Raw genomic sequence first — 22,480 nt, forward strand, 5'->3', positions numbered from 1 at the left:
TGTCAGAGAGGATTATAATACGGCCTATGTAAAAATGCAATAGCATTCCCGAAATTTAATGAACATTTTTCTAATAATAAATTTTTGTTGATTTTTAAACACAACCGGAATATAATAACCGCAAACGGTCATTGTACGGTACTGCGGCGCATTTTGCGCAAAGGTTGCCTGAATCTCAGGCAGCTGCCGCGGCACAGGTTTGGTGACTCAGGCTTGTACGGACACCTGCGGTGAAAACCAGCCGCGGTTCCGTCTTCTGTGAAAGGGGCATAAACATGACGGAAAAAGGGGAGGACCGGCGGTCGCGGCGCTCTCAAAAATTGCTGAAGAAGGGGCTGCTGGAGCTGATGCGGGAAAAAAAGTTTTCCGCGATCTCGGTGCGGGACGTGACGGAGCGAGCCGACATGAACCGCGGAACTTTTTATCTTCATTATCCGGACACCACCTCGCTGCTTCAGAGTGTGGAGACGGACATGCTGGCGGAGGCACAAATTCTGATTGACGAGCATTTGGCGGAATTTGAGGCAGGCGGTTCCCTGCGTCCAGTGTTTAAGCCGATTCTGGACTATATCGTGGAGCACCGTCCGGAATTCGAGGCACTGTTTGCAACCAATTCGACCAGCAATTTTACCGACCGATTACAGGATCTGATCCACCGCAATGGCGTCAGTCTTGTACAGGCGAAGATTCATGGGGTCGCCTCATCCCAGATGGATTTTTTAATCAACTTCATCGGGTATGGGCTAATCGGCCTCATTAAAACGTGGTTTGATCAGGATATGGTCATTCCCAGAGAGGATTTGGTTCAGCTGGCGGACCGTCTGGTCAACAGCGCGGTGGAAGGGGTGCTTTCCGCTCTGGGCGAAATGAAAAGTGAAAAAAGCGTCCGCTGATGCCGGTATTTAGACAGAGGAAAACGCCTTCGGGCGTTTTCCTCTGTTCGTCTATGTCGCAATTTTTGCTTTTTCGCATAAAAGGTCCGTTAGCGCACAGACTATTTGCGGCGAAAGCCAAAGAATTGCCGGTTTCATCGATAACCGCGATCAAAAACGGCGTTCTTTCAAATTTTTTTTAATCAGGAGGCCTTTTTATGACGAATGACTGTACCAATGGCGGCTGTGAATGCACTCCCAATGCCAGTGTTAAGTGCTCGGTCAACAACTGCGCCCATCATTGCCAGGACAAGCAGTACTGCGGTCTGAACACCATCTCCGTGGGGACCCATGAGTCCAATCCCACCGAGTGCAAATGCGTGGACTGCGAGAGCTTCAAGCTGAAGTCATAACAAAGCTCCGCCAAGCGCGGATCAGGGCCTTTGCGGCTCCAATCGCAAAATTCCCGGAGGGTCGCCTCCGGGAATACATATAAGGACGGAGGAGAATGAAAATGGACGAGAAGTGGCGGGGACGAATTGCGGGCGCCGGAGCGGGACTGGGAAACGGGCTGTTCGGCGGCGGCGGGGGAATGGTGTTCATTCCGGTTATGAGCCGATCCTCCCTGAAGCGGCAAAAGCTGTACGCCACATGCGTGGGTGTAATTTTTCCCGTCTGCGCGGTATCGGCGGCGGTGTATTTCTGGAGGGCGGAGCTGACGATCAAAACCGCCCTGCCTTACCTGCTGGGAGGGCTGACTGGAGGGCTCTTGGGCGGAAAGCTTTATGGTAAGATGCCCGCCAGGTGGCTGAAATGGATTTTCGCCGGATTTCTCTTTTACGGAGGGGTGAAATATTTGCTGTGAGTTGGCTGCTGCCGTTCCTCTGCGGCTTCGGCACCAGCATTCTCTCAGCTTGGGGCGTGGGCGGCGGAACACTGCTGCTGCTGATGATGACGCTGTTTCTCGGCGTGGATCAGCGGACGGCTCAGGGCATTAACCTGCTGTTCTTTCTGCCCACCGCAGCAGCGGCGCTGGTGTTTCACTGGAAAAATGGATTTTTGGACAAGCCCACTCTGAAATGTTCCGTACCATGGGCGGTATTCTTTGCCCTGATCGGCGCCTGGATTGCCACGGCGGTGGATGTGAAGATTTTGCGCAGACCCTTCGGCATTTATCTGCTGGCCTCCGGTGTTTTAATGCTGTGGCCCCGGAAAGAAAAAGAGGAACCGCCGGGAGACGACTTAAAGAAACAAAACAAATAAACCGGGAAGCGAAAATTTCGCTTCCCGGTTTTCAGCTTTCTCATCCGGCGGGCTCTTCCACAAATGCCTTATCCAGATGGAGGACCACCTCCAGATATTCCCCATTCCGCCAGACAGTCATGGGCAGATCATCACCGATGTGAAACTGCCGACGGACGCTCAGAAGCATATGCCGCTCGGTGACGCTCTGTCCACCGGCGGAGACGATCACATCCCCGGCCTTCACGCCGGCCCTGCCGGCGGCGGAGTCGAGGGTGACATCCTGCACTTCAACGCCCTGCGTCCCGTCCGGCAGAATCTTGGGAATGTCGAGGACCGTGATGCCCAAAAGGGGCTCCGGAAGGACCGCACCGCTGTCCAGAATGTCGTTCACCATTTTCTGAACCGACCGCATGGGAAGCGCAAAGCCCAGACCCTCCACGTTGGAGGAGAAGGACATCATCTTAATGGTATTGATGCCCACCACCTGACCGTATATATTGATGAGAGGACCGCCGGAATTGCCTTCGTTCAGCGCAGCATTGGTCTGAATGAGGGTCATGGTGCGGCCCTGGACCTCCACATCCCGGTTGATGGCGGAGACAATACCGTCCGTCAGTGTTCCCCGCAGCTCCACGCCAAGAGGATTGCCGATGGCATATACCGTGTCACCCACAGCCAGGGCATCGGAATCGCCGATCTCCGCTGAGGACAGACCGGAGGCGTTCAGCTTTAAAATCGCCACATCGTTTCCGCTGTCGCCGCCCACGTACTTCGCTTCGTAAGTCTTGCCGGAGGCCAGAGTAACGCTGCAATCGGTGCCGCCTGCCACCACGTGGTAGTTGGTGAGGACATACCCGTCCTCCCGGAAAATCACGCCGGTTCCCACCGATGCGCCGTAATCCAGCTGAGCCATCACGGTCACCACCGCCGGGTTCACCCGGCGGTAGATCTCCTGAATGGTCAGCGGATCGCCGTGGGAGACAGTCAGGTCCATCACCGCGCCCTGGCCGAAGGGATAGGGGGTGATGGAGACCTCCTCTTTATCCCAGTCCTCGTTTTGCTGGGTCTCGCCGTCCACATCGGGCGGGGCGGCGTGGGGAAATCCGCCGCTCAGAAAAAATGCGCCCACAGACAGCGCCGACACTGCGGCGAGGCAGGCGAGAAAGATCCAAAGGCCCTTCCGGCTGCGAGCTTTTTTTCCAGTTGCTGCCGCCGGACCGCTCTGGGGAGGGGCGACAACCATTTTGTCCGACAGGTCGGGAAGTGCGGCCCGGCCCGGCATGCGACGGGGCTGCACATAGATCTCCACCACCTCCCGCACCGCGGGCAGAGGCGGGTAGTATTCTACCACCTCCTGCGGCTCAGACGCAGGAGCTTCCGCCGCGTCAACTTCCGATTTTTCGGGGACGGGCATTTCCGGCGGAGCATCGGCCTCCGGCAAAGCGGAGGGCGCGGTTTCGCCCCGCTCTTCAGGAGCGGATGGATGAATCGGCGTGAGAAGTCCGGATTCTGCCGGAGAGGGATGAGACGGTTCCCCGTCGGGGGTTTGGGGGTCTAAAAATTGATCGTTCATCTGCGATGCCTCGTTATTCCGCGGTCAGGGAGAACGAAAACGTGGTGACGCCGTCCTCGCTGGTCACATCGATTTTTTCCCGGTGCTGTTCCAAAATGGTCTTTACAATATAAAGTCCCAGTCCCACGCCGGTCTTGTCCTCACTGCGGGACTTGTCGCTCTTGTGGAACCGCTCGAACAGGAGCGGCAGCTCCGCGGCGGGAATGGTGTCTCCCTCGTTGCGGACAGTGACCCGGGCCTTACCGTCCCGCCGGACAACGCCCAGATACAGCACGGAGCCGGGAATTGCGAATTTGGCTGCGTTTTCCAACAGGTTGTAGATTACCTGGGTAATCATGTCGTTGTCCCCCAGCACGAGAATCGGCTCTTCGGGGATGTCGGCATCCACGTCAAGGCCCCGGTCGGTGATCTTCTTTTCCATGGAGATCAGCACCCGGCGCATACTCTCGCACAGGTCGAAGTGGCACCCGTTTTTCAGCGGGTCCATGGCCTGAAGCTGGCTGACGTCCAACATCCGCCGTACCAGGCGGCTCAGGCGGCGGCTTTCTCCGGCAATGATCTGCAAATACTGGTTTTCACTCTCGTGGGGAATGGTGCCGTCCAGGATTCCGTCGGTATAGCCGGCGATCGTGGTCATAGGGGTTTTGAGCTCGTGGGAGATGTTGGCGATAAACTCCCGGCGCTTGCGCTCGGTCTGCTGCAAGTTCTCCGCCATCGTGTTAAAGGAGGACGCCAGTTCCCCAATCTCGTCGTTGCGGTCCGTATCCTTCATGCGAATATCAAAATCACCGTCGGCATACCGTCGGGTGGCGGCTACCATTTCTCGGATGGGCTGGACCTGCCGCATGGCCGTAATGGAGGATGCCATGAATGCCACCATTAAAACGACGCAGGCAGTCATGACGAAAAGGCCGATGAATCCCTGCCACATCTCATCCAAAGAGGAATGATCCACGGACACGGCAAATACCGCACCCACCTGCGTCCCCGCCGTATCCGTAACCGGGACACCCACCAGCAGACGCTTTTCCGCGTAGACACCGTTCAGATCGGAGCGGTCGGACCCGGTACCTTTCGTCATTGCCTTGTCCATCAGATCCTGCGGGATGGTGATGGACAGGCCGTTCAGGCTGGCGTCGGTAGACAGCAGGGTACGGCCCTCCGTATCGCAGATCAGGAAGTTCAGATCGGACATCGACGCAGCAAAACCGGTCAGGGTAGACAGCTCCGTCTGGCTGGTGAAGCTGCCGTTGCGCAGATACCCGGCGGAGAGGCGGGCCACCACGGCGGCCCGGGTACCCATGTCGCCGGTCCGTTCCTGGCGGAGAAAATTATAGCCCAGCGCGCTGTAAGACGCACCCAGCAGAGCCAGCGTCAGCAGAACGGTACCCATGGTAACGAACATCTGCCGCCAGTAAAGACCCCGGAATCGCTCACTCAGATGCTTCATGATTTCTCCGGCTGCTTCGCTGACCCGCCGACGACTTCAAACTTATACCCGACACCCCAGACAGTCTTCAGCGCCCACTGGTCAGACACATTCTCCACCTTTTCCCGCAGGCGTTTGATGTGGACGTCCACCGTGCGGCTGTCGCCGAAGTAGTCAAAGCCCCAAACCTCATCCAGAAGCTGATTGCGTGTATAAACCCGGTTGGGGGTGGTCGCCAGATGATACAGAAGCTCCAGCTCCTTGGGAGGCGTATCGATTTTCTTGTCGTCCACAATCAGCTCGTAGGAGTCCAAATTGATGACCAGTTTGTCAAAGGTCAGCTTTTTCGATGTATCGTTGGGGATTTCCGTCCGACGGAGCACCGCATTGATGCGGGCCAGCAGCTCCTTCATTTCAAAGGGCTTGACGATATAGTCGTCCGCCCCCATTTCAAGGCCCTGAATACGGTCAAAGACCTCACTCTTGGCAGTGAGCATGATGATGGGGACCTTGCTGGTTTCCCGAATCTTGGCGCAGACGGCCCAGCCGTCCATCACCGGCAGCATAATGTCCAGCAGAATCAGATCCGGCGCCTGCTTTTGGAATTCCTCCACAGCCTTGCCGCCGTCTCCGGCGATGCGAACATCGAAACCCTCTTTTACCAGATACATGTGAATCAGGTCGGAGATGTTGTGATCGTCTTCGACAACCAGAATATTACGCGCCATAGTCCTGCCTCCGTACTTTTCAAAATGTAGAAAACTAAAAATTTACACCATGCCGGCGGAAAACACCTTCCTATTATATACGCTTTTGCAGGCGGGTGTTGAATTTTCTGTGAAATACGCGCTCAGCTGGCAATTTCCGTCATGGAAAGCAGCCGGTCCTCCTCCGCACTGGCGGAGGAGAGGAAGGTCCGCAGCGCTCCGATGGTCACGCCGCTTCCCAACCATACGGACATGGCGCTCCGGCGGCTGTGGATCTGTTTTAAAAGCGAGGAGGCTTCACCCGAGGTGGTCAATCCGTACTTCGAGCGGTCAATTCCGGGGGTCAGAGGGCAATAGCCCGCCGACTGGAGCGTGGAAATGTCGGCGCCCGCCGCGTAAACCAACCGGGTCTTGACCCCGGCGGCGGCAAAGAGAGTTTTATTCATGCGGTCCAGCTGCTCTGTCGGATGATCCCCGGAGCTGGGCACCAATCCGATGGCACCGCCGGACGCCGCCAGACGCCGAAGCTGATCACCGCAGCGGGCGAGAGCCTCCTCCGTGAAATAAAAGGCAGCATGTCCGCTGCGGTTTTCCATCGCGTCCAGCCATTCACTCACTGTATTTGCGTCCTCCGCCAGAAAGCAGAGATAAATGGATTTTCCGGCGATATTCTCCGCCGGGTCAGTTGTCTCCGTCCCCGTAGGGTCCCGGTCCGGCGTCTGGACGGCGGTGGTATTCTTCTGATACTGCTGGTACTTGGTTTCCATCTGATAGGTGGCGGTTTCGGTAAACATGCTGTCGGGCAGGACGGCGCTGCTGCTCTTCACCCGGATCAGGTAACCATGGTTTACCCGGGTGTTGCTGTAAGTGCGGCCAAAATAGGAAGCCACGGGCGAGGCCGCCACAAAGGTCACGCCCCCCCGGGTCACGCACACATGATCGTAAACATCTCCCTGACCGTCAGTGCCGGAGCCGGTGCTGACGTCGTACACCAGTGAATGGCTGGAGTCATACAGCACCAGGGTCTGACTGACGATGTTATAGGAGTACCCCACCCCGGATTCCCGGAACACGGTGGCGGCCACGTATAGATACCCACCAAACCAGAAGGGCATGGTGGAGTCATTCAGATCCAGGACCCGTTCATCCACGGCGGTAAAGTAAACCAAGTCCTCCGCCATAGCGGCTGGGCAGAGGGACAGCAACATTGCCACGGCAAGCACCATGGCGGCAAATCGCTTTTTCACGCGGACCTCGCCCCTTCCTCCACCTTGCCGCAGTTCTCCCGCAGGCAAATTGATTCTGCCCCATTTTATCACGTTTCACGCCGATTTGTAAAGCATCATACCCACGGGCGTCATTCCTGCCGCGCCGTCTGCGCAAATCCAACCTTGCGATTTACTCCGGGAGGCGTTATAATAAAAAGAAATCGTCAAGAAGCGATATTGTGCCGGGGAGAACGGCGCATGGCCGCGCTATATTCCGGCGAAATTACGCTGTTCCAATAAAATTTGGAGTCTCTTTGCCGCAGATCGGCGGAGGGTTCAGATAAGGAGTTTGCTGCATCGATGTCAAGAAAACGCCGCCGCAGCCGGATCACCGTGGGTCAGCGCTGCCTGATGGTACTCGCCGCAGTTTTATTAGTAGTTGTGACTCTGACCTGCGCATACAAAGCGCTTGTCCACCCGCCCCAGCGGGAGAACAAGGAGGCCGGAAGCGCGGCGGCAGTGTCCGACGTTCCCGCCGAGGAGCAGGATGCCGACCAGCTGGCCCTGGCGGCCAAGGCCGCGCACTCGGCCCGCAAATCTGACTTTTATACGATTCTCGTCTCCGGTGTGGATGACGGGAACGGCGGCAGCGACACCAATATTCTGGTGGCGGTGGACGCCGGGGCCGGGAAAATATACGGGGTGAACATTCCCCGGGACACCAAAATCCGCATCAACGGAAAGAATCATAAGTTCAATGCCGCCTACAACATCGGCGGTATGGATCAGGTGGCCGAAGCGCTTTCCGGGCAGCTGGGGATTCCGGTGGACTACACCGTGGAGGTCAGCCTGAAGGCATTTTCCGCGTTGGTGGATGCCATTGGCGGCGTGGATTTCAATATTCCCATTGATATGGACTATGACGACCCGTATCAGGACCTGTCTATTCACTTCCGTGCCGGAACGCAGCATCTCACCGGCGCGGAAGCCCTGAAGGTGGTCCGTTTCCGCCACAACAACGACGGCTCCGGCTATGGCAGCGAGGACATCGGACGGATGAAGACCCAGCAGGCATTTTTAAAAACCGTGGCAAAGCAGACGCTTCGGCCCTCCAACCTCACAAAAGTCTCCAGTTTTGCAAAGATTTTTCAAAAATACGTGAAGACCGACCTGGAGCTGGGTGAACTGGCCTGGCTCGGACAGGAGGCTTTTACTGTCGGAGCCGACAACATCGATTTTTCTACGCTGCCGGGTAAATGGACCTCTCCCTATATCTATTTGGATGCCGACGAGGTGTTGACCATCGTGAACGAACACCTGAATCCCTATGTGGAGGATCGGGTTCCGGCGGACCTGAATATCCTGACCTGATACTCTTTTTACCGCGTTCCAAAAAGGAGGACTTATGCTGAACCTGAAAAAGCGCCTGCCCGGGCTGATCCTCACGATCGCTTTGTCGGCGGCGCTGTGCGTCCCTGCGGCGGCCGTCCAAAACTCCGCCGACAATTTTGTCCGGGGAAAAACCTACGGTGGGGAATTTTCCGATGTAGTCCCCGGCTCAACTTTTTACAACAATGCAAAAGCTCTGTATGAATACGGACTGTCGGTCGGAAAGCTCGACGGGACCTTTGGTCTGCGGGACAGCGTGACCGTGGGGCAGATCGTGATCTTTGCCGGACGCATCCGCAGTCTTTACGCCACCGGAGACGCCGAGGCCGGCGCTGCCGGCTTTCAACAGGAGGGGCAGGCGGCCTATGAGCCGTATCTCGCCTATTTACAAAGCACCGGCGTGCTGGCGGATGAATTGAACGGCCTGTACCGCGCCCCTGCCACCCGGGCTCAGGTAGCCCATGTGCTGGCGGCGACGCTGCCGGCGGCAACGCTGCCGCCGGTGAACGATTCGCTGGTGACAACGGCCTACGCCTCCCGGCAGTACATCACGGATGTGACGGAGTACACGCCCTACTACGACGATATTCTGACCCTTTACAAAACCGGCCTCGCCGTGGGGTCCGACGCAAGCGGCACCTTTGGACCCAACAACACGATTACCCGCGGCGCGGCAGCGGCCATGCTGACCCGCATGGTGGATTCCTCCCTGCGGCTGACGCCGGAGTGGACTGTCGCTGTCGCTACCGTATCCACCGGTAACTACAGCGCGGCGGGCACCTCCTGGGGGGATCTGATTACCGGAGACACCACTTATACCGCCGCACCCACCACGCAGAGCCAGATTACATCGGACGTCGCCTATATGCTCTCCCACGAGACTAACGTATTGGAGCTGAATTACGGCGGAACCGTAACCTCGCAGTACGTGAACAGCGTAATGAATGCCGCGCTCAGTGCCGTCAAGTCCTGTTGCGAGCAGATGTACAATTCGGTGGAATGCACGTATGAGGGACTTACCGGAAAGGTAACGATGACTTTCTCCGCCGTTACGGCAGGGGCAAACCTCTCTTCTTACCGGGACTATACGCTCAACGCCGCCATCGCCGTTCACGATCAGCTGTGGAGCGAGGGTTCCATCACCGCGAATATGACGCAGAAGGAAAAGGCCAAGGTCTACTTTAAGTGGATCTGCGACAACTGTGTTTACGACAGCGGCGCGGGGAATGACTCCGTTTCCCACATTGCCTATGCGCTGTTCCGGAACGGACGGGCCGTGTGCGACGGATACTCGGGGGCCTATAACCTGCTTTTAAAGCTGGAGGGGATTGACTGCTATGCTCTGTCCAACGATGACCACATCTGGACGGTGGCCACGCTGGACGGCACATCCTGTCACATCGACACCACTTGGGGCGACAGCTCTGGGTCGGTGGACTACCGCTACTTTGCCATGACAGCGGAGCAGTCCAGGAGCTATCACTCCTGGTAAGAGCCAAATCAAGAACCGCGCCGGAGGGAAAATCCCTTCCGGCGCGGTTCTTTCGCGTTCATTCCTGATCCGTTTCAGCGGCGACAACGGCATTATACAGGTCATTTCGGCTCAGACCCGTGGCATCGGACACCTGCCGGACCGCGTCCTTCATCCGGGCGCCCTTGGCCTTCAGAGCCAGCACCTGCCCAACTCCCTCATCCGGCGTGATCTCCGCCTCCGCCGCCGGCTCCGCGCCCGCCAGTACCAGAACATATTCCCCCCGGGGGCCGTTCTCCCGGTAATAAGCCGAGGCCTCGCCTAGCGTGCAGCGCATGGTCTCCTCGTGGAGCTTTGTCAGCTCCCGGCACAGGGCAATTTTCCGCTCCGGGCCAAAGGCAGCGCACAGATCGTCCAGTGTACCCCGGAGCTTGTGGGGAGCCTCGTGGAACAGCATGGTGCGCCGTTCGTTCTGAAGGGACGCCAGGTGCTCCCGCCGCTCTTTTTTATTGGTTGAGAGAAAACCCTCGAAGGTGAATCGGCCCGTGGGCAGTCCGCTGACGGCCAAGGCGTTTACCGCGGCGCAGCAGCCGGGAATGGACAGGACTTCCACCCCGCTTTCCGCGCACAGACGCACCAGATCTTCACCGGGATCGGAGACAGCGGGCGTCCCCGCATCCGTCACCAGCGCGCAGCTCTCCCCTGCCAGCAGGCGGCTCAGAACCGACTGCCCCGCGGAGACATGGTTGTGCTCATGATAGCTTACCAGCGGTTTTTTGATTTGGAAGTGATTCAGCAGCTTCACGGAAACCCGGGTATCCTCGGCGGCAATAAAGTCCACCGATTTCAGCGTTTCCACCGCCCGCAGGGAAAAGTCGCCCAGGTTCCCGATGGGGGTAGCGACCAGATACAGCGTTCCGCTCATGACTTTTTCTCCTTAGTTGGATGTTCGAAAATAGACGGCGTCATACTCGGCTGTTGGGGCGCCGGACGCGTCCGTCAGACGCAGTGGCGGCTCCGTCATAAGCCCGGGCTTTCCGCCCCGGCGGGCCTCCACAAGCAGCAGGGACGGCGCGGCCCCCGGCCGGGCCTCTACCATGCGTAGCCGCTTTGGCTCCAAGCCGTTTTCCCGCAGGGCACACACAAGGTCGCACAGTCGCTCCGGCCGGTACACGATACAAAAGTCCCCGCCCCAGCGAAGCAGATATGCCGCCGCCCGGCACACGTCCGAAAGCGTGCAGTCCGTCTCACTGCGTGCAGTCCTCCGTGCGGCGTCCGGGGCGGCTTTGCCGCTGCCGCCGGAGAAATAGGGGGGGTTGGAAACGCACAGGTCAAAGCTCCCCGCGCTTAGCAGCGAGCGAATGTCCCGCAGGTCTGCCCGCAGCGTTGCAATCCGGTCCTGCAGACCGTTTGCCGCCGCTGCCCGGACTGCCAGCGCTACGGCGGGACCCTGCAGCTCCACGCCGGTGACGCACAAATCCCGTTGGCGCTGAAGCAGCAACAGCCCCAGCAGTCCTGTTCCACTGCCCAGATCGCACACCCGCAGCCCAGGCCGCAGTCTCGGAAACGCGCCCAACAGGAAAGCGTCCGTGCCGGGCTTATGAGCGCTCTCATCCCAGCAGAAGCGGAGGCCATCCGGACAGAGGGTGTCCCAGTGCTCCATGGCGCTCCCTCCCTCCACGGTCAATTCTTCAAGCTTCATTATACGGCAAGCGGACGCGTTTCGCAAGGAAATCCGCGGCTTCCGGCATGGCATAATAAAAGCACCGCAGGAAACCCTGCGGTGCTTTTATGTACACTTACCTTATTCTGCGGGAACAATGGCGCCGTTGGGGCAGGTGTCGCAGCAAGAACCACAGTCCAAGCAGGCAGAAGCGTCGATGACATAGGACTCATCGCCCTGGCTGATGGCACCGGCGGGGCAAACGTCCGCGCAGGAGCCGCAGCTTACGCAGGCAGAAGTGATTTTGTAAGCCATGGGAAAGCACCTCCATAAAAATTAGTGAGACCATTGTAACACACGCTCTAAAAAAAGCAAGCAATTTTGAGAAAAAGATATTGGAAATCCATCGCACATAAAACCGAGCAATCAAGTATTTTGCCATACAAAATGCAACAGGATTCGTGTTCACAATTTATTTTCATTTTGGTCAAAAAAGTCAAAAATTCTCTCTTGACATTTTTCCGGACCGTGCTATACTACGTGTCAGATAAAAGGTTAAAGAAAGTCAAAGTCAAATACGACTAAAGAAAGAGGCGGAATGAATGGGCATTTCCGATTTGATCGCCAGCTTCCTGCAGGAGGGCCTAAATGAATCCGACGGCGGGGTACTGGAGATCCAGCGGAGCGATCTGGCCCAGCGGTTCAACTGTGTGCCCAGTCAGATCAATTATGTCATGAGTACCCGGTTTTCCCCCGAGCACGGCTACATTGTAGAGAGCCGCCGGGGCGGCAACGGATACATTCGGATTACCCGGGTACGGATGGACCGGCAGACGCTTTTGATGCACGTCATCAACTCGGTGGGCGACGAGCTGGACCTTCCTTCAGCCAGAGCGATCCTGAGCAATCTGGTGTCCTCGGGGGCGCTGGATGAAGGCATCGGCGAGACGATGCTGATCTGCATGGGAGACAGGGCACTGGGGGCAGTGCCGCGAGAGGCGCGGGATGCCGTCAGGGCCGAGGTCATGAAGCAGGTCCTGATCCACCAGATGGGGTAATCCGCCGCATCCCGGCGCGGGACTGCGGAATAAGCGCACATTCCTTTTGATTTCAATTATATTTATATAGTCTTTAAGGAGGAACTTATCATGAAATGTGAGAATTGTGGAAAGAATGAAGTTAATTTCGTTTATCAGAGCAACGTCAACGGGCACGTGGAGGAAGTTCACCTTTGCAGCGAGTGCGCCGAGAAGCTGGGCTATACCCAGGCAGTGGCGGCGCAGAGCCGCAGAATGATGCAGAGCTTCTTCGATGGCGGACTTCTGAATGACTTTTTCAGCCCGCAGTCCGATCTGCTGGGGTCGTCCTTCTTCGGCGAAAATCTGTTCGACGACTTTTTCCGGCAGATGCCCGCACTGGGCGCCGGTACCGCAGAGCCGCAGGAGGCAAAGGAGAAGCCGCTGGTGGAGGAAAAGGAACGCAGCCGCTTTTCAAAAATGCGCCAGCTGAACGCGCTGCGTCTGGAGCAGAAGGCCGCCGTGCTGCGGGAGGACTTTGAAAAGGCGGCCCAGCTCCGAGACCAGATCCACCGGTTAGAGCAAAAAAGCCCCGAGGAGCAGGAGCGTCCTCAGGCGGAGTAATACCAAAGATGAGCCCTTTTGAAAGGAGCGAGAGCTATGAATGAGGCAAAATTCAGTCCCAGAGCCGAGGAGGCTCTGCGGCTGGGGCAGGAAGCGGCAGGAGAGCTGGGCCACGGCTACGTGGGCACCGAGCATCTTCTGCTGGGCCTTCTAAGAGAGCCGGATGGCACAGCCCACAGCGTTTTGGAAACCGCCGGGCTGACGGACAGCATGATCGTGGAAATTATCAAAAAGAGCGTGGGAGCGGGACTGCCCGGCGGCAATCCCGCTCAGGGCCTGACTCCCCGCGCAAAGCGGGTGGTGGAGCTGGCCGTGGAGGACGCGGCCAGAGGCAGGTACAGCTTTGTCGGTACCGCTCATCTGCTGGCCGGTCTCCTTCGGGATGGCAACAACATGGCGGTCCGTATTCTACGGACCGCCGGCGTGGATGCCAAGCAGCTCTATACCGCCTTGATGCAAAAGCTGAATGAGGCCCCCCGAGCAGAGAATCGGGAGAGCTTTCGCTCCGCCGGGACCACACGGGACGAAAGCCAGGACAAGGCTCTGCGGGAGTTCACCCGGAACCTGACCGCCGACGCGCGGGCCGGGAAATTGGACCCGGTGATCGGCCGTGATACGGAGATCCAGCGTGTCATTCAAATTCTATCCCGCCGGACAAAAAACAATCCCGTCCTGATCGGTGAGCCCGGCGTGGGCAAGACCGCCATAGCCGAGGGACTGGCGAGAAAGATCGCCCTTGGAGACGTGCCGGACGAGTTGCTGGATAAGCGCATTCTTTCCATGGATCTCTCCGGTATGGTGGCCGGGACCAAATACCGGGGCGAATTCGAGGAGCGCATCAAAAAGGCATTGGACGAGGTGAAACGGGACGGCGACGTGATTTTGTTTATCGACGAGCTGCACACCATCGTCGGTGCGGGCAGCGCCGAGGGCGCCGTGGATGCCGCCAACATCATTAAGCCGGCCCTGGGCCGGGGGGAGATCCGGTGCCTGGGCGCCACCACCCTGAACGAATACCGGCAGTATATCGAAAAAGACGCAGCTCTGGAGCGCCGTTTTCAGCCTGTCCAGGTGGGCGAGCCAAGCCAGAAGGCGACGCTGGAGATTTTGAAGGGTCTGCGCAAGCGGTATGAGCAGCACCACAAGCTGCAGATTACAGACGAGGCCCTCTCCGCCGCAGTGGAGCTCTCCGCCCGGTATATCAATGACCGTTATCTGCCCGATAAGGCAATTGACCTGATGGACGAGGCGTCTTCCCGCGTTCGTATGGAAGCGGAGGAGGTGTCCCCAGAGCTGAAGAGCCTGGAGGAAAAGATCGCGGCGCTGCAAAAGGACAAGACCGCCGCTGTGGTGGCCCAGGATTATGAAAAGGCTGCCCAGCTGCGGGACATTGAGAAGAACTATCAGGAACAGGTGGAAATGGAACGGGATAAGCACCGCAAGCACAATTCCACCCACCGCCCTGTGACGGCAGAGGATATCGCCGCCGTGGTTGCGGAGTGGACGGGGATTCCCGTCACCCGCCTGACGGAGGGCGAGGGAACGCGCCTTATGCACATGGAGGACCAGCTCCACGTCCGGGTCGTGGGCCAGAGCGAAGCCGTGACGGCTGTGGCCAGAGCCATCCGCCGGGGACGGGTGGGACTGAAGGACCCGAAGCGGCCCATCGGCTCATTCTTGTTCCTGGGTCCCACGGGAGTTGGTAAAACCGAATTGTGCAAGGCGCTGGCAGAGTCCATGTTCGGCGATGAGAGTGCCATGATCCGCATCGACATGTCGGAGTATATGGAGCGGCACACGGTCTCCCGTCTGATCGGTTCTCCGCCCGGCTACGTGGGCCACGAGGAAGGCGGTCAGCTGACCGAAAAGGTCCGCAGAAAGCCCTATTCCGTAGTTCTGTTCGACGAGATTGAAAAGGCCAACGAGGACGTGTGGAACATTCTGCTGCAAATATTGGAGGATGGGCGCATCACGGACTCCCTGGGCCGTACCGTGGACTTCAAGAATACGGTGATCGTCATGACCAGCAACGTGGGCGCGGCCAGCATCACCTCCGCCGGAAGCCGTCTTGGGTTTGACAGCGGCGAGGCGGTGAAGGACGAAGCAACTGCCTATGAAAGGGGCAGGGAACTGGTGATGGACGAGCTGCGCCGCACCTTCCGCCCGGAGTTTTTAAACCGGATTGACGACATCATCGTCTTCCACCGTCTGACTCAGGACGATATCACGGAAATTGCCCGCCGGATGCTGAAGGCCACCGAAAAGCGCATGGCCGCCATGGGTGTGAAGCTGGAGACGGACGACGCCGCGGTCAGAGAGCTTGCAAAAGAGGGCTTCGATCCCAAGTACGGCGCGCGGCCTCTGCGCCGGGCCATTCAGAACAAGGTGGAGGACGCGGTGGCGGAGCAGATGCTCAGCGGCGGACTGAAGTCCGGCGACACGGCGCACCTCACCTTTGCAGACGATCGGCTCTGCGTGGGAAAATAAATAACCACAAAGGCCGCGTACAGCTGTAAAAAGGGCTGCATGCGGCCTTTGTTCTTCCACACGGTGCAAGGCCGGAAGGGCTAGCGGCAACTTACCCAAAAAGCGGAGGCTCCCTGTGGGGAGCCTCCGCTTTTGCTTCGTTTGGCCGCCAAGACTTTACGCTGCTCCGGAAACGGGGGATTCCGTCCCATCGGGCACAGCTTGAGGTGTTTGGGCATCTCCTGCTCCCGCGGTATCGCCGGATCCGGAAGGCGTCTCCGGCAAAACGGCCTGCGCCGTTTTGCCCTCCACCGTTACGCTGCTGCCTGAAAGAATGCTGCCTTCGCTTCCGGCGGTGTAAGTGATGTTTACCTGATCGCCCACGTTCAGAATCACCGCCAGCGGATTTTTCGCCGCGCTGAGGGCATAGAACGTATCCGCGCCTTCCAGCCGCAGGAAGTAATAGCTGTTGCCGTCCATCACCGCCATGCGGATCTCCGCGACGGCGCCGGATGTCTCCTTCTGGTCGGAGGGCACCACCTCCGTCTGGTTGCCGGTGATGAGTCCGTTGTCCGCAAGAGCCGTGCGGTAGTTCACCTCGCACTCCGCCAATGTGGATCCGGTAGCCACGATCTGGTACTGCTGGACATTGACCATGGCATACATTTTAACCAGACCGTCCGCGCCCTTCAGGGACATAAAATACGTGGGCTGATCGGCAATGTTCAAAAGCAGGGGGAATGTGGCCGTGTAATTCATCTGCTGGACTTTACTCTGCGCGGAGCCCCGGGCGGAGTTTTCCGTGGCGCCGGCTATGGAGTAGAAATGGGTTTCTTTTGTCCGCTGATTCGAGAGAATAAACCCGATGTTGGACTCGTCGGAGGTGACGGAAGTGACGCCGGTATACATATAGACGTCGTCCCCAATGACGATATAATTATAACCGTCGGTGGACTTGGTCACATCCCGCTGGCCAAAAATGGAGTTGAGAAAGCCATTGTGATAGCTGCCGTAATAATCATACTGCTGCATAATGAGGTTGCTGTTGTACACACGGTCCACCCAGGAGGGGACCTCCTCATAATACTTACTCTCTCCGTTGATGGCGTTCACCAGCACCGCACCCTTGATATCCGTGCCGCCGAAGAGGCCGATGGTCTTCACGATACGGGGGCAGATCCAATAGGGCGTACCCTCGTCATCGATTTCAAATACCGGAGTGTCGAACATCATGGTGGGATAGTTGAACCGCAGGTGCCGGTATAGGTTGCGGCCAAAATGCTCCGCCACGGTGTATTTCATGCCCTCGTTCAGCCGGACCACCTGTGCATCCTGGGTCACCATGTCGATGATAAGATAGGCGGGCAGGCCGCTGGCCCGGTTGGTGAACCACTTGATGATATCGCCGTAGGCCAGAGAGGTTACCCGGACGGGCCGACCTTTATAATTGATCTGGGTATAGGTATCCAGAATTTCAAACTGAGAGACCATGTCCGCCAACTCGCCCAGCTTCCGGTTGCCTAGCAGCACGGCGGAGTCCGCGTCCAACATGGGAATCTGATCGTAGGAGATCTCGTCCACCTCCTGCGTAAAATCCCCGGTCTGGATGGGCAGCAGCTGGCTGTAGCTTTTTGCCCGAAGTACCACCCAGCCGGACAGGGAACCCACCGCCACCACGATGATCATGGCGATCACCAAAGAAAAAGGAACCGTACACTGCTTTTTTACAAAATGAAGGTACCCTTTTGCCCCCTCCCCCTGAAAGCCGGAGGTAAAGATGGCGCAGACGCAGTATACCGCGCACAGCAGGAACATAAAAGCATAGAGGTCCTGACTCTGGAAGTTCAGTGCGGGCAGCTCTACATAAAAATAGATCAAACCGAAGAGTAATGTCACCAGCAGATTGATGAGTACCCGGGTAAAACCGTTGCCGATGGCCTTGCGGGGCTTGCGCTGCTTTTTGGGTCGCTGGGGGGGCGTTGTTCCATCTCCGCTGTTGTTAAACCCGCCGAACCCGCTGGAATCAAATCTGCCGGGGGTAAAATTGATGTGAAAAGGCATTCCTGCATGTCCTCCTTTTAGCTTAAAGGTATTTTTAAACATTGTATGCCAATTATATGAATAAATCAACCTTCCTGTTTTTTCCTGACACAGAGTCCCGCGCAACCGCACAGCGAAGCAGCCTCTTTTACCGGACAGCGTCAAAGAGCGCACATGAATGGGGTGTTCTCCCGTTCTGCTTCATTAAGAGGCGTAAAATGTCGGGAAAGTTTACTATGCGTTTTTATTTTTTCCAAAATTGTATGATTTGTACAAAATAATCTTTTGAAATTTTTTCGTTCTCCCGCTTTTCCGCTTTAATTGTGTCTTGTCTTTCCTGTGAAATCCTTATATAATAGTTCTGTTCAATCATTTAGGCAATCGTTTAACGAACTTCCCTGCCATAGGGCAAATATAAGACGGAGGAGAAACACATGGCAAAAAAATATGTCTACAAGTTTTCCGAGGGCAATAAGGACATGCGGGAACTGCTGGGCGGCAAGGGCGCGAATCTGGCCGAAATGACCCTGGCCGGAATGCCCGTTCCTCAGGGCTTCACCATTACCACCGAGGCCTGCACCCAGTATTATACCGACGGTCGCCAGATCAACGCCGACATTCAGGCGGAGATTGCCCAGTATATGACCTGGCTGGAGGGCGAGAACGGCAAGAAGTTTGGCGATCCCAGCGATCCCCTGCTGGTTTCCGTCCGCTCCGGCGCCCGGGCCTCCATGCCCGGCATGATGGACACCATCCTGAATCTGGGCCTGAACGACGTGGCTGTGGAGGGCTTTGCCCTGAAGACCGAAAATCCCCGATTCGCTTACGATTCCTATCGACGGTTCATTCAGATGTTCTCCGACGTGGTCATGGAGCTGAGCAAGAAGCGTTTCGAGGAGATCATCGATGAGGTCAAGGCCAAGAAGGGCGTGAAGCAGGACATCGATCTGGACGCCGACGACATGAAGCAGCTGTCCGTTATGTTCAAGGCATTCTATAAGAAGGAAAAGGGCGAGGACTTCCCTCAGGACCCCAAGGTCCAGCTAATGGAGGCCGTGAAGGCTGTGTTCCGCTCCTGGGACAATCCCCGGGCCAACGTCTATCGCCGCATGAACGAGATCCCCTATGACTGGGGCACGGCCGTCAATGTCCAGTCCATGGTCTTCGGCAACACCGGCAACAATTCCGGCACAGGTGTCGCGTTCACCCGCAACCCCGCCACCGGCGAAAAGGCTCTGTTCGGCGAATACCTCATCAACGCCCAGGGTGAAGACGTGGTTGCCGGCGTCCGCACGCCCTCTCCCATCAGCAAGCTGAAGGACGAAATGCCCGAGGTCTTCGAGGAGTTTTCCAAGATTGCGAACAACCTGGAGAATCACTACCGCGATATGCAGGACATGGAGTTCACCATTCAGGACCGCAAGCTCTATATGCTCCAGACCCGCAACGGCAAGCGTACCGCCGCCGCCGCTTTGAAGGTAGCTGTGGATCTGGTGGACGAGGGAATGATCTCCGAAAAGGAAGCCGTCCTGCGCGTGGAACCCAAGCAGCTGGACGCTTTGCTGCATCCCCAGTTTGACGCGGAGGCTCTAAAGAAGGCCGCCGTCATCGGCAAGGGTCTGGCCGCTTCTCCCGGCGCCGCCTGCGGCCGCGTGGTGTTCACCGCCGAAGAGGCCAAGGAGTGGTCCGACCGGGGCGAAAAGGTCATTCTGGTCCGCCTGGAAACTTCCCCCGAGGATATCGAGGGAATGCAGGTTGCTAAGGGTATCTTGACCGTTCGCGGCGGCATGACCTCTCACGCCGCCGTGGTGGCCCGCGGCATGGGTACCTGCTGCGTGTCCGGCTGCGGCGAGATTGTGGTGAACTACGAGAAAAAGCAGTTTGAGCTGGACGGCAAAACCTATCGCGAAGGTGACTGGATTTCTCTGGACGGCTCCACCGGAAATATCTATGGCGAAGCCGTGGGTACCGTTCCCGCCAACCCCAGTTCTGGCTACTTCGGCCGCCTGATGGGCTGGGCCGACCAGTACCGCCAGATGGAGATTTACACCAATGCCGACACTCCGAAGGATGCCGCTCAGGCCCGTAAGTTCGGTGCTGAGGGGATCGGTTTGTGCCGTACCGAGCACATGTTCTTTGAGGGTGCGCGGATCAAGGCCATGCGCGAGATGATTGTGGCCGAGAACGAAAGTGAGCGCCGCAAGGCTCTGGAGAAGCTCCTGCCCTATCAGCAGGGCGACTTTGAGGGGATCTACGAAGCAATGGAAGGCTGTCCCGTCATCATCCGTTTCCTGGATCCTCCTCTGCACGAGTTCCTGCCCACCAAGGAGTCCGATATTCAGGAGATTGCCGGCGAGCTGGGTATCACGGTTGAGAAACTGAAGAACGTCATCGCCAGCCTCCATGAGTTTAACCCCATGATGGGCCACCGCGGCTGCCGTCTGGCCGTCTCTTATCCCGAGATCGCCGAGATGCAGACAACCGCCGTGATCAATGCCGCCATCGCCGTTACCAAAAAGGGTGTTTACAAGATCAGCCCCAACATCATGATTCCTCTGGTGGGCGAGGTCAAGGAGTTGAAATATGTCCGCGATGTGGTCGTCGCCACCGCCGACAAGATCATCAAGGACGCCGGCATCGACATGAAGTACGAGGTCGGTACCATGATCGAGATTCCCCGTGCAGCGCTGACCGCCGACGAGGTTGCTAAGGAGGCTGAGTTCTTCTCCTTCGGAACCAATGACCTGACCCAGATGACCTTCGGTTTCAGCCGCGACGACGCGGGCAAGTTCCTGAGCGCTTACTATGAGAAGAAGATTTACGAGTCTGATCCTTTCGCGCATCTGGACCAGAACGGCGTCGGCAAGCTGGTGAAGATGGCTGTGGAGCTGGGCCGCAAGACCCGTCCCGACATTCACTTGGGCATCTGCGGCGAGCACGGCGGCGACCCCACCTCCGTGGAGTTCTGCCATGGCGTGGGTCTGGACTACGTCTCCTGCTCTCCCTTCCGCGTGCCCATCGCGCGCCTTGCTGCCGCACAGGCCGCCATTAAAGCGCCCCGCGTAAAGTAATTGATCGCAGTACCCTAAAAAATTCATATATTTATAAAGCGCACCGCCGTAATGGGCGGTGCGCTTGCTTTTTATGATTCAACAGTGAAAAGGGGCTGGCGTCACTGCTGCAATGCCGATTCAAACGGTCGGATAAGGGCGTGGAAACGCCGTTTGCGACAGCTATGCCTTCCGAGAATTTATGAGACGCATTTTATAACGGAGTAGAGCTGTATTACTGAAAAAACGATCTGGACGTCTCATCCCGAGCGGCAGACGCGGGCCGCGAAAGAAAAACGGAGGCGCGGAACTCCCTTCCGTCCGCAGTGAACTCCGCCTTCCCACCGTTCCGCTCCGCAACGCGGCGCACCGTGTCAAGACCGATCCCAAACCGACCCAGCGCCTTGTCGGACAGAAATTGTCCGTTTTTCGTGTGCAGGGGCTTCGAGCATGAGTTGCCGATCACAAGGGAAAACCAGCCGGGCGAGGAGAGGCTCCTGGCACGAAGCCAGCCGCCGCCCTCCCGTTTCAGAGCCTCCACGGCGTTTTCCATCAGATTTCCAACGATCAGATATAAATCCGCTCCGTAGGAACCCGGTATCTCGCGGAGATCCAGTCTGCAGTCCGTTTCAACTCCGACGCGTTCGGCCTCCGCGCAATAGTAGTTGACCAGGGAGGAGAGTGCCCAGTCCCCGGGAAGTGGAGTCTGCTCCTTTTCCGGGACATCCTTCAGGTCCTGAAGGATGTCCGGCGGCCTCGCGCCGCCAAGCGCACAGAGATAATGCCGAAGATCGTGCCGCGTTCTGCGCAGCTCCTCCAGAGATTTGCTCTGAGTGTCCGATTGGAGACGCCAAAACTCCATCATTCTGCGTAGCTGCCGGTTTTCCTCACGCTCGGTCCGAAGTACCCGGAGCGCCTTTCTCAGACGAAACGCCAGACAGAGACACGCTGCCGCCAGCCCCACCGACGACGCAATCAGAACCGCCTTCATCTTCACAGAGCCTCCCAGGTCTTGACGAATGTCCAGTCCATGAACCGCTCGCGGATCTGCGCTGTGTCCGACGAGCTGATGGGGACCAGATCGCCGCTGTCCATCCGGAAGGAATTCCCTTCCATTTTCTGAATATGGTTCATATTAACAAGAAAGCTTCTGTGACAGCGCAGAAAATCCGAACTGCCGATGGCGGTCTGAAGCTCTCCGAGCCCCCGATGGGCCGTCACAACTTGCTTGCCGGTGTGGAGATTTGCCAGGTGCCCCATAACCTCTATGTACTCCAGCGACTGGATGGGAATGCTGACCGATTCCCGCTCCGACTGGACCGCCAGATACCGGGGAGACTCCGGCAGGTGCTCCAGACACCAGTCCAGCGCACTGTCTACGTCCTCTTGCCGAAAGGGCTTGACAAGATAATCGGCGGCCTGCACCTCAAAGCTCTCGATTCCACTGTCCTGGCTGGTGGTGGAAAAGACAATGGCGCAGCCGGTATCCAGCTTGCGAATTTGCCGGGCTGCCTCCATACCGGACAGACCCGGCATGTAAATATCCAGGAACAGGATCTGAAACCGCCCGGGACGGAACGCGTCCAGCAGCTCTGCGCCGCCAGAGAAAAAGGTGAGGCCCAAGGCGACCCCCCGCTTTTCCGCGTATACTTGAATCATCTGTCCCAGCTTTGCCCGCTCCTCGGACAGATCATCACAGACCAGAACGGATACCTGCACGAAAACAC

Annotated in this window: 20 protein-coding genes; 10 read left to right on the plus strand and 10 right to left on the minus strand. The window is 57.5% G+C overall.

What is annotated here, in order from left to right; genetic code table 11:
- Nucleotides 1-275: 275 nt before the first annotated feature.
- From ABWQ15_RS03535 to ABWQ15_RS03550, 4 genes are all read left to right on the plus strand, one after another.
- Nucleotides 276-893 (plus strand): TetR/AcrR family transcriptional regulator, encoded by a 618-nt coding sequence (locus ABWQ15_RS03535; RefSeq protein WP_353907448.1) that lies wholly within the window; start codon nt 276-278, stop codon nt 891-893.
- Nucleotides 894-1,090: 197 nt separating this feature from the next.
- Complete coding sequence (locus ABWQ15_RS03540; RefSeq protein WP_353907449.1) at nt 1,091-1,285, plus strand: DUF1540 domain-containing protein; 195 nt, start codon at nt 1,091-1,093, stop codon at nt 1,283-1,285.
- A gap of 101 nt (nt 1,286-1,386) precedes the next feature.
- Nucleotides 1,387-1,737, plus strand: coding sequence for a TSUP family transporter (locus ABWQ15_RS03545; RefSeq protein WP_353907450.1), 351 nt, complete (start codon nt 1,387-1,389; stop codon nt 1,735-1,737).
- Nucleotides 1,734-2,135 carry a sulfite exporter TauE/SafE family protein gene (locus tag ABWQ15_RS03550; protein WP_353907451.1) on the plus strand — a complete coding sequence of 134 codons (402 nt, stop codon included), beginning with the start codon at nt 1,734-1,736 and terminating at the stop codon, nt 2,133-2,135. The genes ABWQ15_RS03545 and ABWQ15_RS03550 overlap by 4 nt, the downstream gene beginning before the upstream one ends.
- A gap of 40 nt (nt 2,136-2,175) precedes the next feature.
- Here the strand turns inward: ABWQ15_RS03550 and ABWQ15_RS03555 are convergent, their stop codons facing one another.
- The 4 genes from ABWQ15_RS03555 to ABWQ15_RS03570 form a co-directional block, all read right to left on the minus strand.
- On the minus strand, nt 2,176-3,690 hold the full coding sequence (locus tag ABWQ15_RS03555) for a S1C family serine protease (protein ID WP_353907452.1): 1,515 nt from the start codon (nt 3,688-3,690) through the stop codon (nt 2,176-2,178).
- Between the two features lie 13 nt (nt 3,691-3,703).
- Nucleotides 3,704-5,140: a HAMP domain-containing sensor histidine kinase gene (locus tag ABWQ15_RS03560; RefSeq protein ID WP_353907453.1), complete on the minus strand. Its 1,437-nt coding sequence runs from the start codon at nt 5,138-5,140 to the stop codon at nt 3,704-3,706.
- Entirely contained in the window at nt 5,137-5,847 is a 711-nt protein-coding gene (locus ABWQ15_RS03565; protein WP_353907454.1) for a response regulator transcription factor, read from the minus strand. The genes ABWQ15_RS03560 and ABWQ15_RS03565 overlap by 4 nt, the downstream gene beginning before the upstream one ends.
- Nucleotides 5,848-5,969: 122 nt before the next feature.
- Nucleotides 5,970-7,073, minus strand: coding sequence for a hypothetical protein (locus ABWQ15_RS03570; protein ID WP_353907455.1), 1,104 nt, complete (start codon nt 7,071-7,073; stop codon nt 5,970-5,972).
- A 321-nt stretch (nt 7,074-7,394) separates the two neighbouring features.
- Between ABWQ15_RS03570 and ABWQ15_RS03575 the strand changes: the two genes are divergently transcribed.
- Together ABWQ15_RS03575 and ABWQ15_RS03580 are read left to right on the plus strand one after the other, a co-directional pair.
- Nucleotides 7,395-8,405, plus strand: a complete 1,011-nt coding sequence (locus ABWQ15_RS03575; RefSeq protein WP_353907456.1) for an LCP family protein — start codon at nt 7,395-7,397, stop codon at nt 8,403-8,405.
- Between the two features lie 34 nt (nt 8,406-8,439).
- The gene (locus ABWQ15_RS03580) at nt 8,440-9,915 is read left to right on the plus strand and encodes an S-layer homology domain-containing protein (protein WP_353907457.1); all 1,476 of its coding nucleotides are present in this window, start codon (nt 8,440-8,442) and stop codon (nt 9,913-9,915) included.
- A 58-nt stretch (nt 9,916-9,973) separates the two neighbouring features.
- Here ABWQ15_RS03580 and rsmI read toward each other — a convergent pair whose 3' ends face one another.
- The 3 genes from rsmI to fdxA form a co-directional block, all read right to left on the minus strand.
- A complete protein-coding gene (gene rsmI / locus ABWQ15_RS03585) occupies nt 9,974-10,819 on the minus strand; it encodes a 16S rRNA (cytidine(1402)-2'-O)-methyltransferase (RefSeq protein ID WP_353907458.1) in 846 nt (281 codons plus the stop codon).
- Nucleotides 10,820-10,831: 12 nt separating this feature from the next.
- Complete coding sequence (locus ABWQ15_RS03590) at nt 10,832-11,557, minus strand: tRNA1(Val) (adenine(37)-N6)-methyltransferase (RefSeq protein WP_353907459.1); 726 nt, start codon at nt 11,555-11,557, stop codon at nt 10,832-10,834.
- A 141-nt stretch (nt 11,558-11,698) separates the two neighbouring features.
- The gene (gene fdxA, locus ABWQ15_RS03595) at nt 11,699-11,872 is read right to left on the minus strand and encodes a 4Fe-4S ferredoxin (RefSeq protein ID WP_353907460.1); all 174 of its coding nucleotides are present in this window, start codon (nt 11,870-11,872) and stop codon (nt 11,699-11,701) included.
- Nucleotides 11,873-12,159: 287 nt separating this feature from the next.
- On the opposite strand from fdxA, the gene ABWQ15_RS03600 reads away from it, so the two are divergent.
- From ABWQ15_RS03600 to ABWQ15_RS03610, 3 genes are all read left to right on the plus strand, one after another.
- Nucleotides 12,160-12,615, plus strand: coding sequence for a CtsR family transcriptional regulator (locus tag ABWQ15_RS03600; RefSeq protein WP_353907461.1), 456 nt, complete (start codon nt 12,160-12,162; stop codon nt 12,613-12,615).
- A gap of 90 nt (nt 12,616-12,705) precedes the next feature.
- Nucleotides 12,706-13,197: a UvrB/UvrC motif-containing protein gene (locus tag ABWQ15_RS03605; RefSeq protein ID WP_353907462.1), complete on the plus strand. Its 492-nt coding sequence runs from the start codon at nt 12,706-12,708 to the stop codon at nt 13,195-13,197.
- 36 nt (nt 13,198-13,233) lie between these two features.
- Entirely contained in the window at nt 13,234-15,684 is a 2,451-nt protein-coding gene (locus tag ABWQ15_RS03610; protein WP_353907463.1) for an ATP-dependent Clp protease ATP-binding subunit, read from the plus strand.
- A 156-nt stretch (nt 15,685-15,840) separates the two neighbouring features.
- Here ABWQ15_RS03610 and ABWQ15_RS03615 read toward each other — a convergent pair whose 3' ends face one another.
- A complete protein-coding gene (locus ABWQ15_RS03615; RefSeq protein ID WP_353907464.1) occupies nt 15,841-17,724 on the minus strand; it encodes a CvpA family protein in 1,884 nt (627 codons plus the stop codon).
- Between the two features lie 413 nt (nt 17,725-18,137).
- Between ABWQ15_RS03615 and ppdK the strand changes: the two genes are divergently transcribed.
- Nucleotides 18,138-20,774 (plus strand): pyruvate, phosphate dikinase, encoded by a 2,637-nt coding sequence (ppdK, locus tag ABWQ15_RS03620; RefSeq protein ID WP_353907465.1) that lies wholly within the window; start codon nt 18,138-18,140, stop codon nt 20,772-20,774.
- A gap of 214 nt (nt 20,775-20,988) precedes the next feature.
- Here ppdK and ABWQ15_RS03625 read toward each other — a convergent pair whose 3' ends face one another.
- Entirely contained in the window at nt 20,989-21,744 is a 756-nt protein-coding gene (locus tag ABWQ15_RS03625; RefSeq protein WP_353907517.1) for a GHKL domain-containing protein, read from the minus strand.
- A gap of 2 nt (nt 21,745-21,746) precedes the next feature.
- Nucleotides 21,747-22,472, minus strand: a complete 726-nt coding sequence (locus ABWQ15_RS03630; RefSeq protein ID WP_353907466.1) for a LytR/AlgR family response regulator transcription factor — start codon at nt 22,470-22,472, stop codon at nt 21,747-21,749.
- Between the last annotated feature and the right edge of the window lie 8 nt (nt 22,473-22,480).

It is taken from the genome of Oscillibacter sp. (assembly GCF_040505565.1).
Classification (GTDB): Bacteria; Bacillota; Clostridia; order Oscillospirales; family Oscillospiraceae; genus Oscillibacter.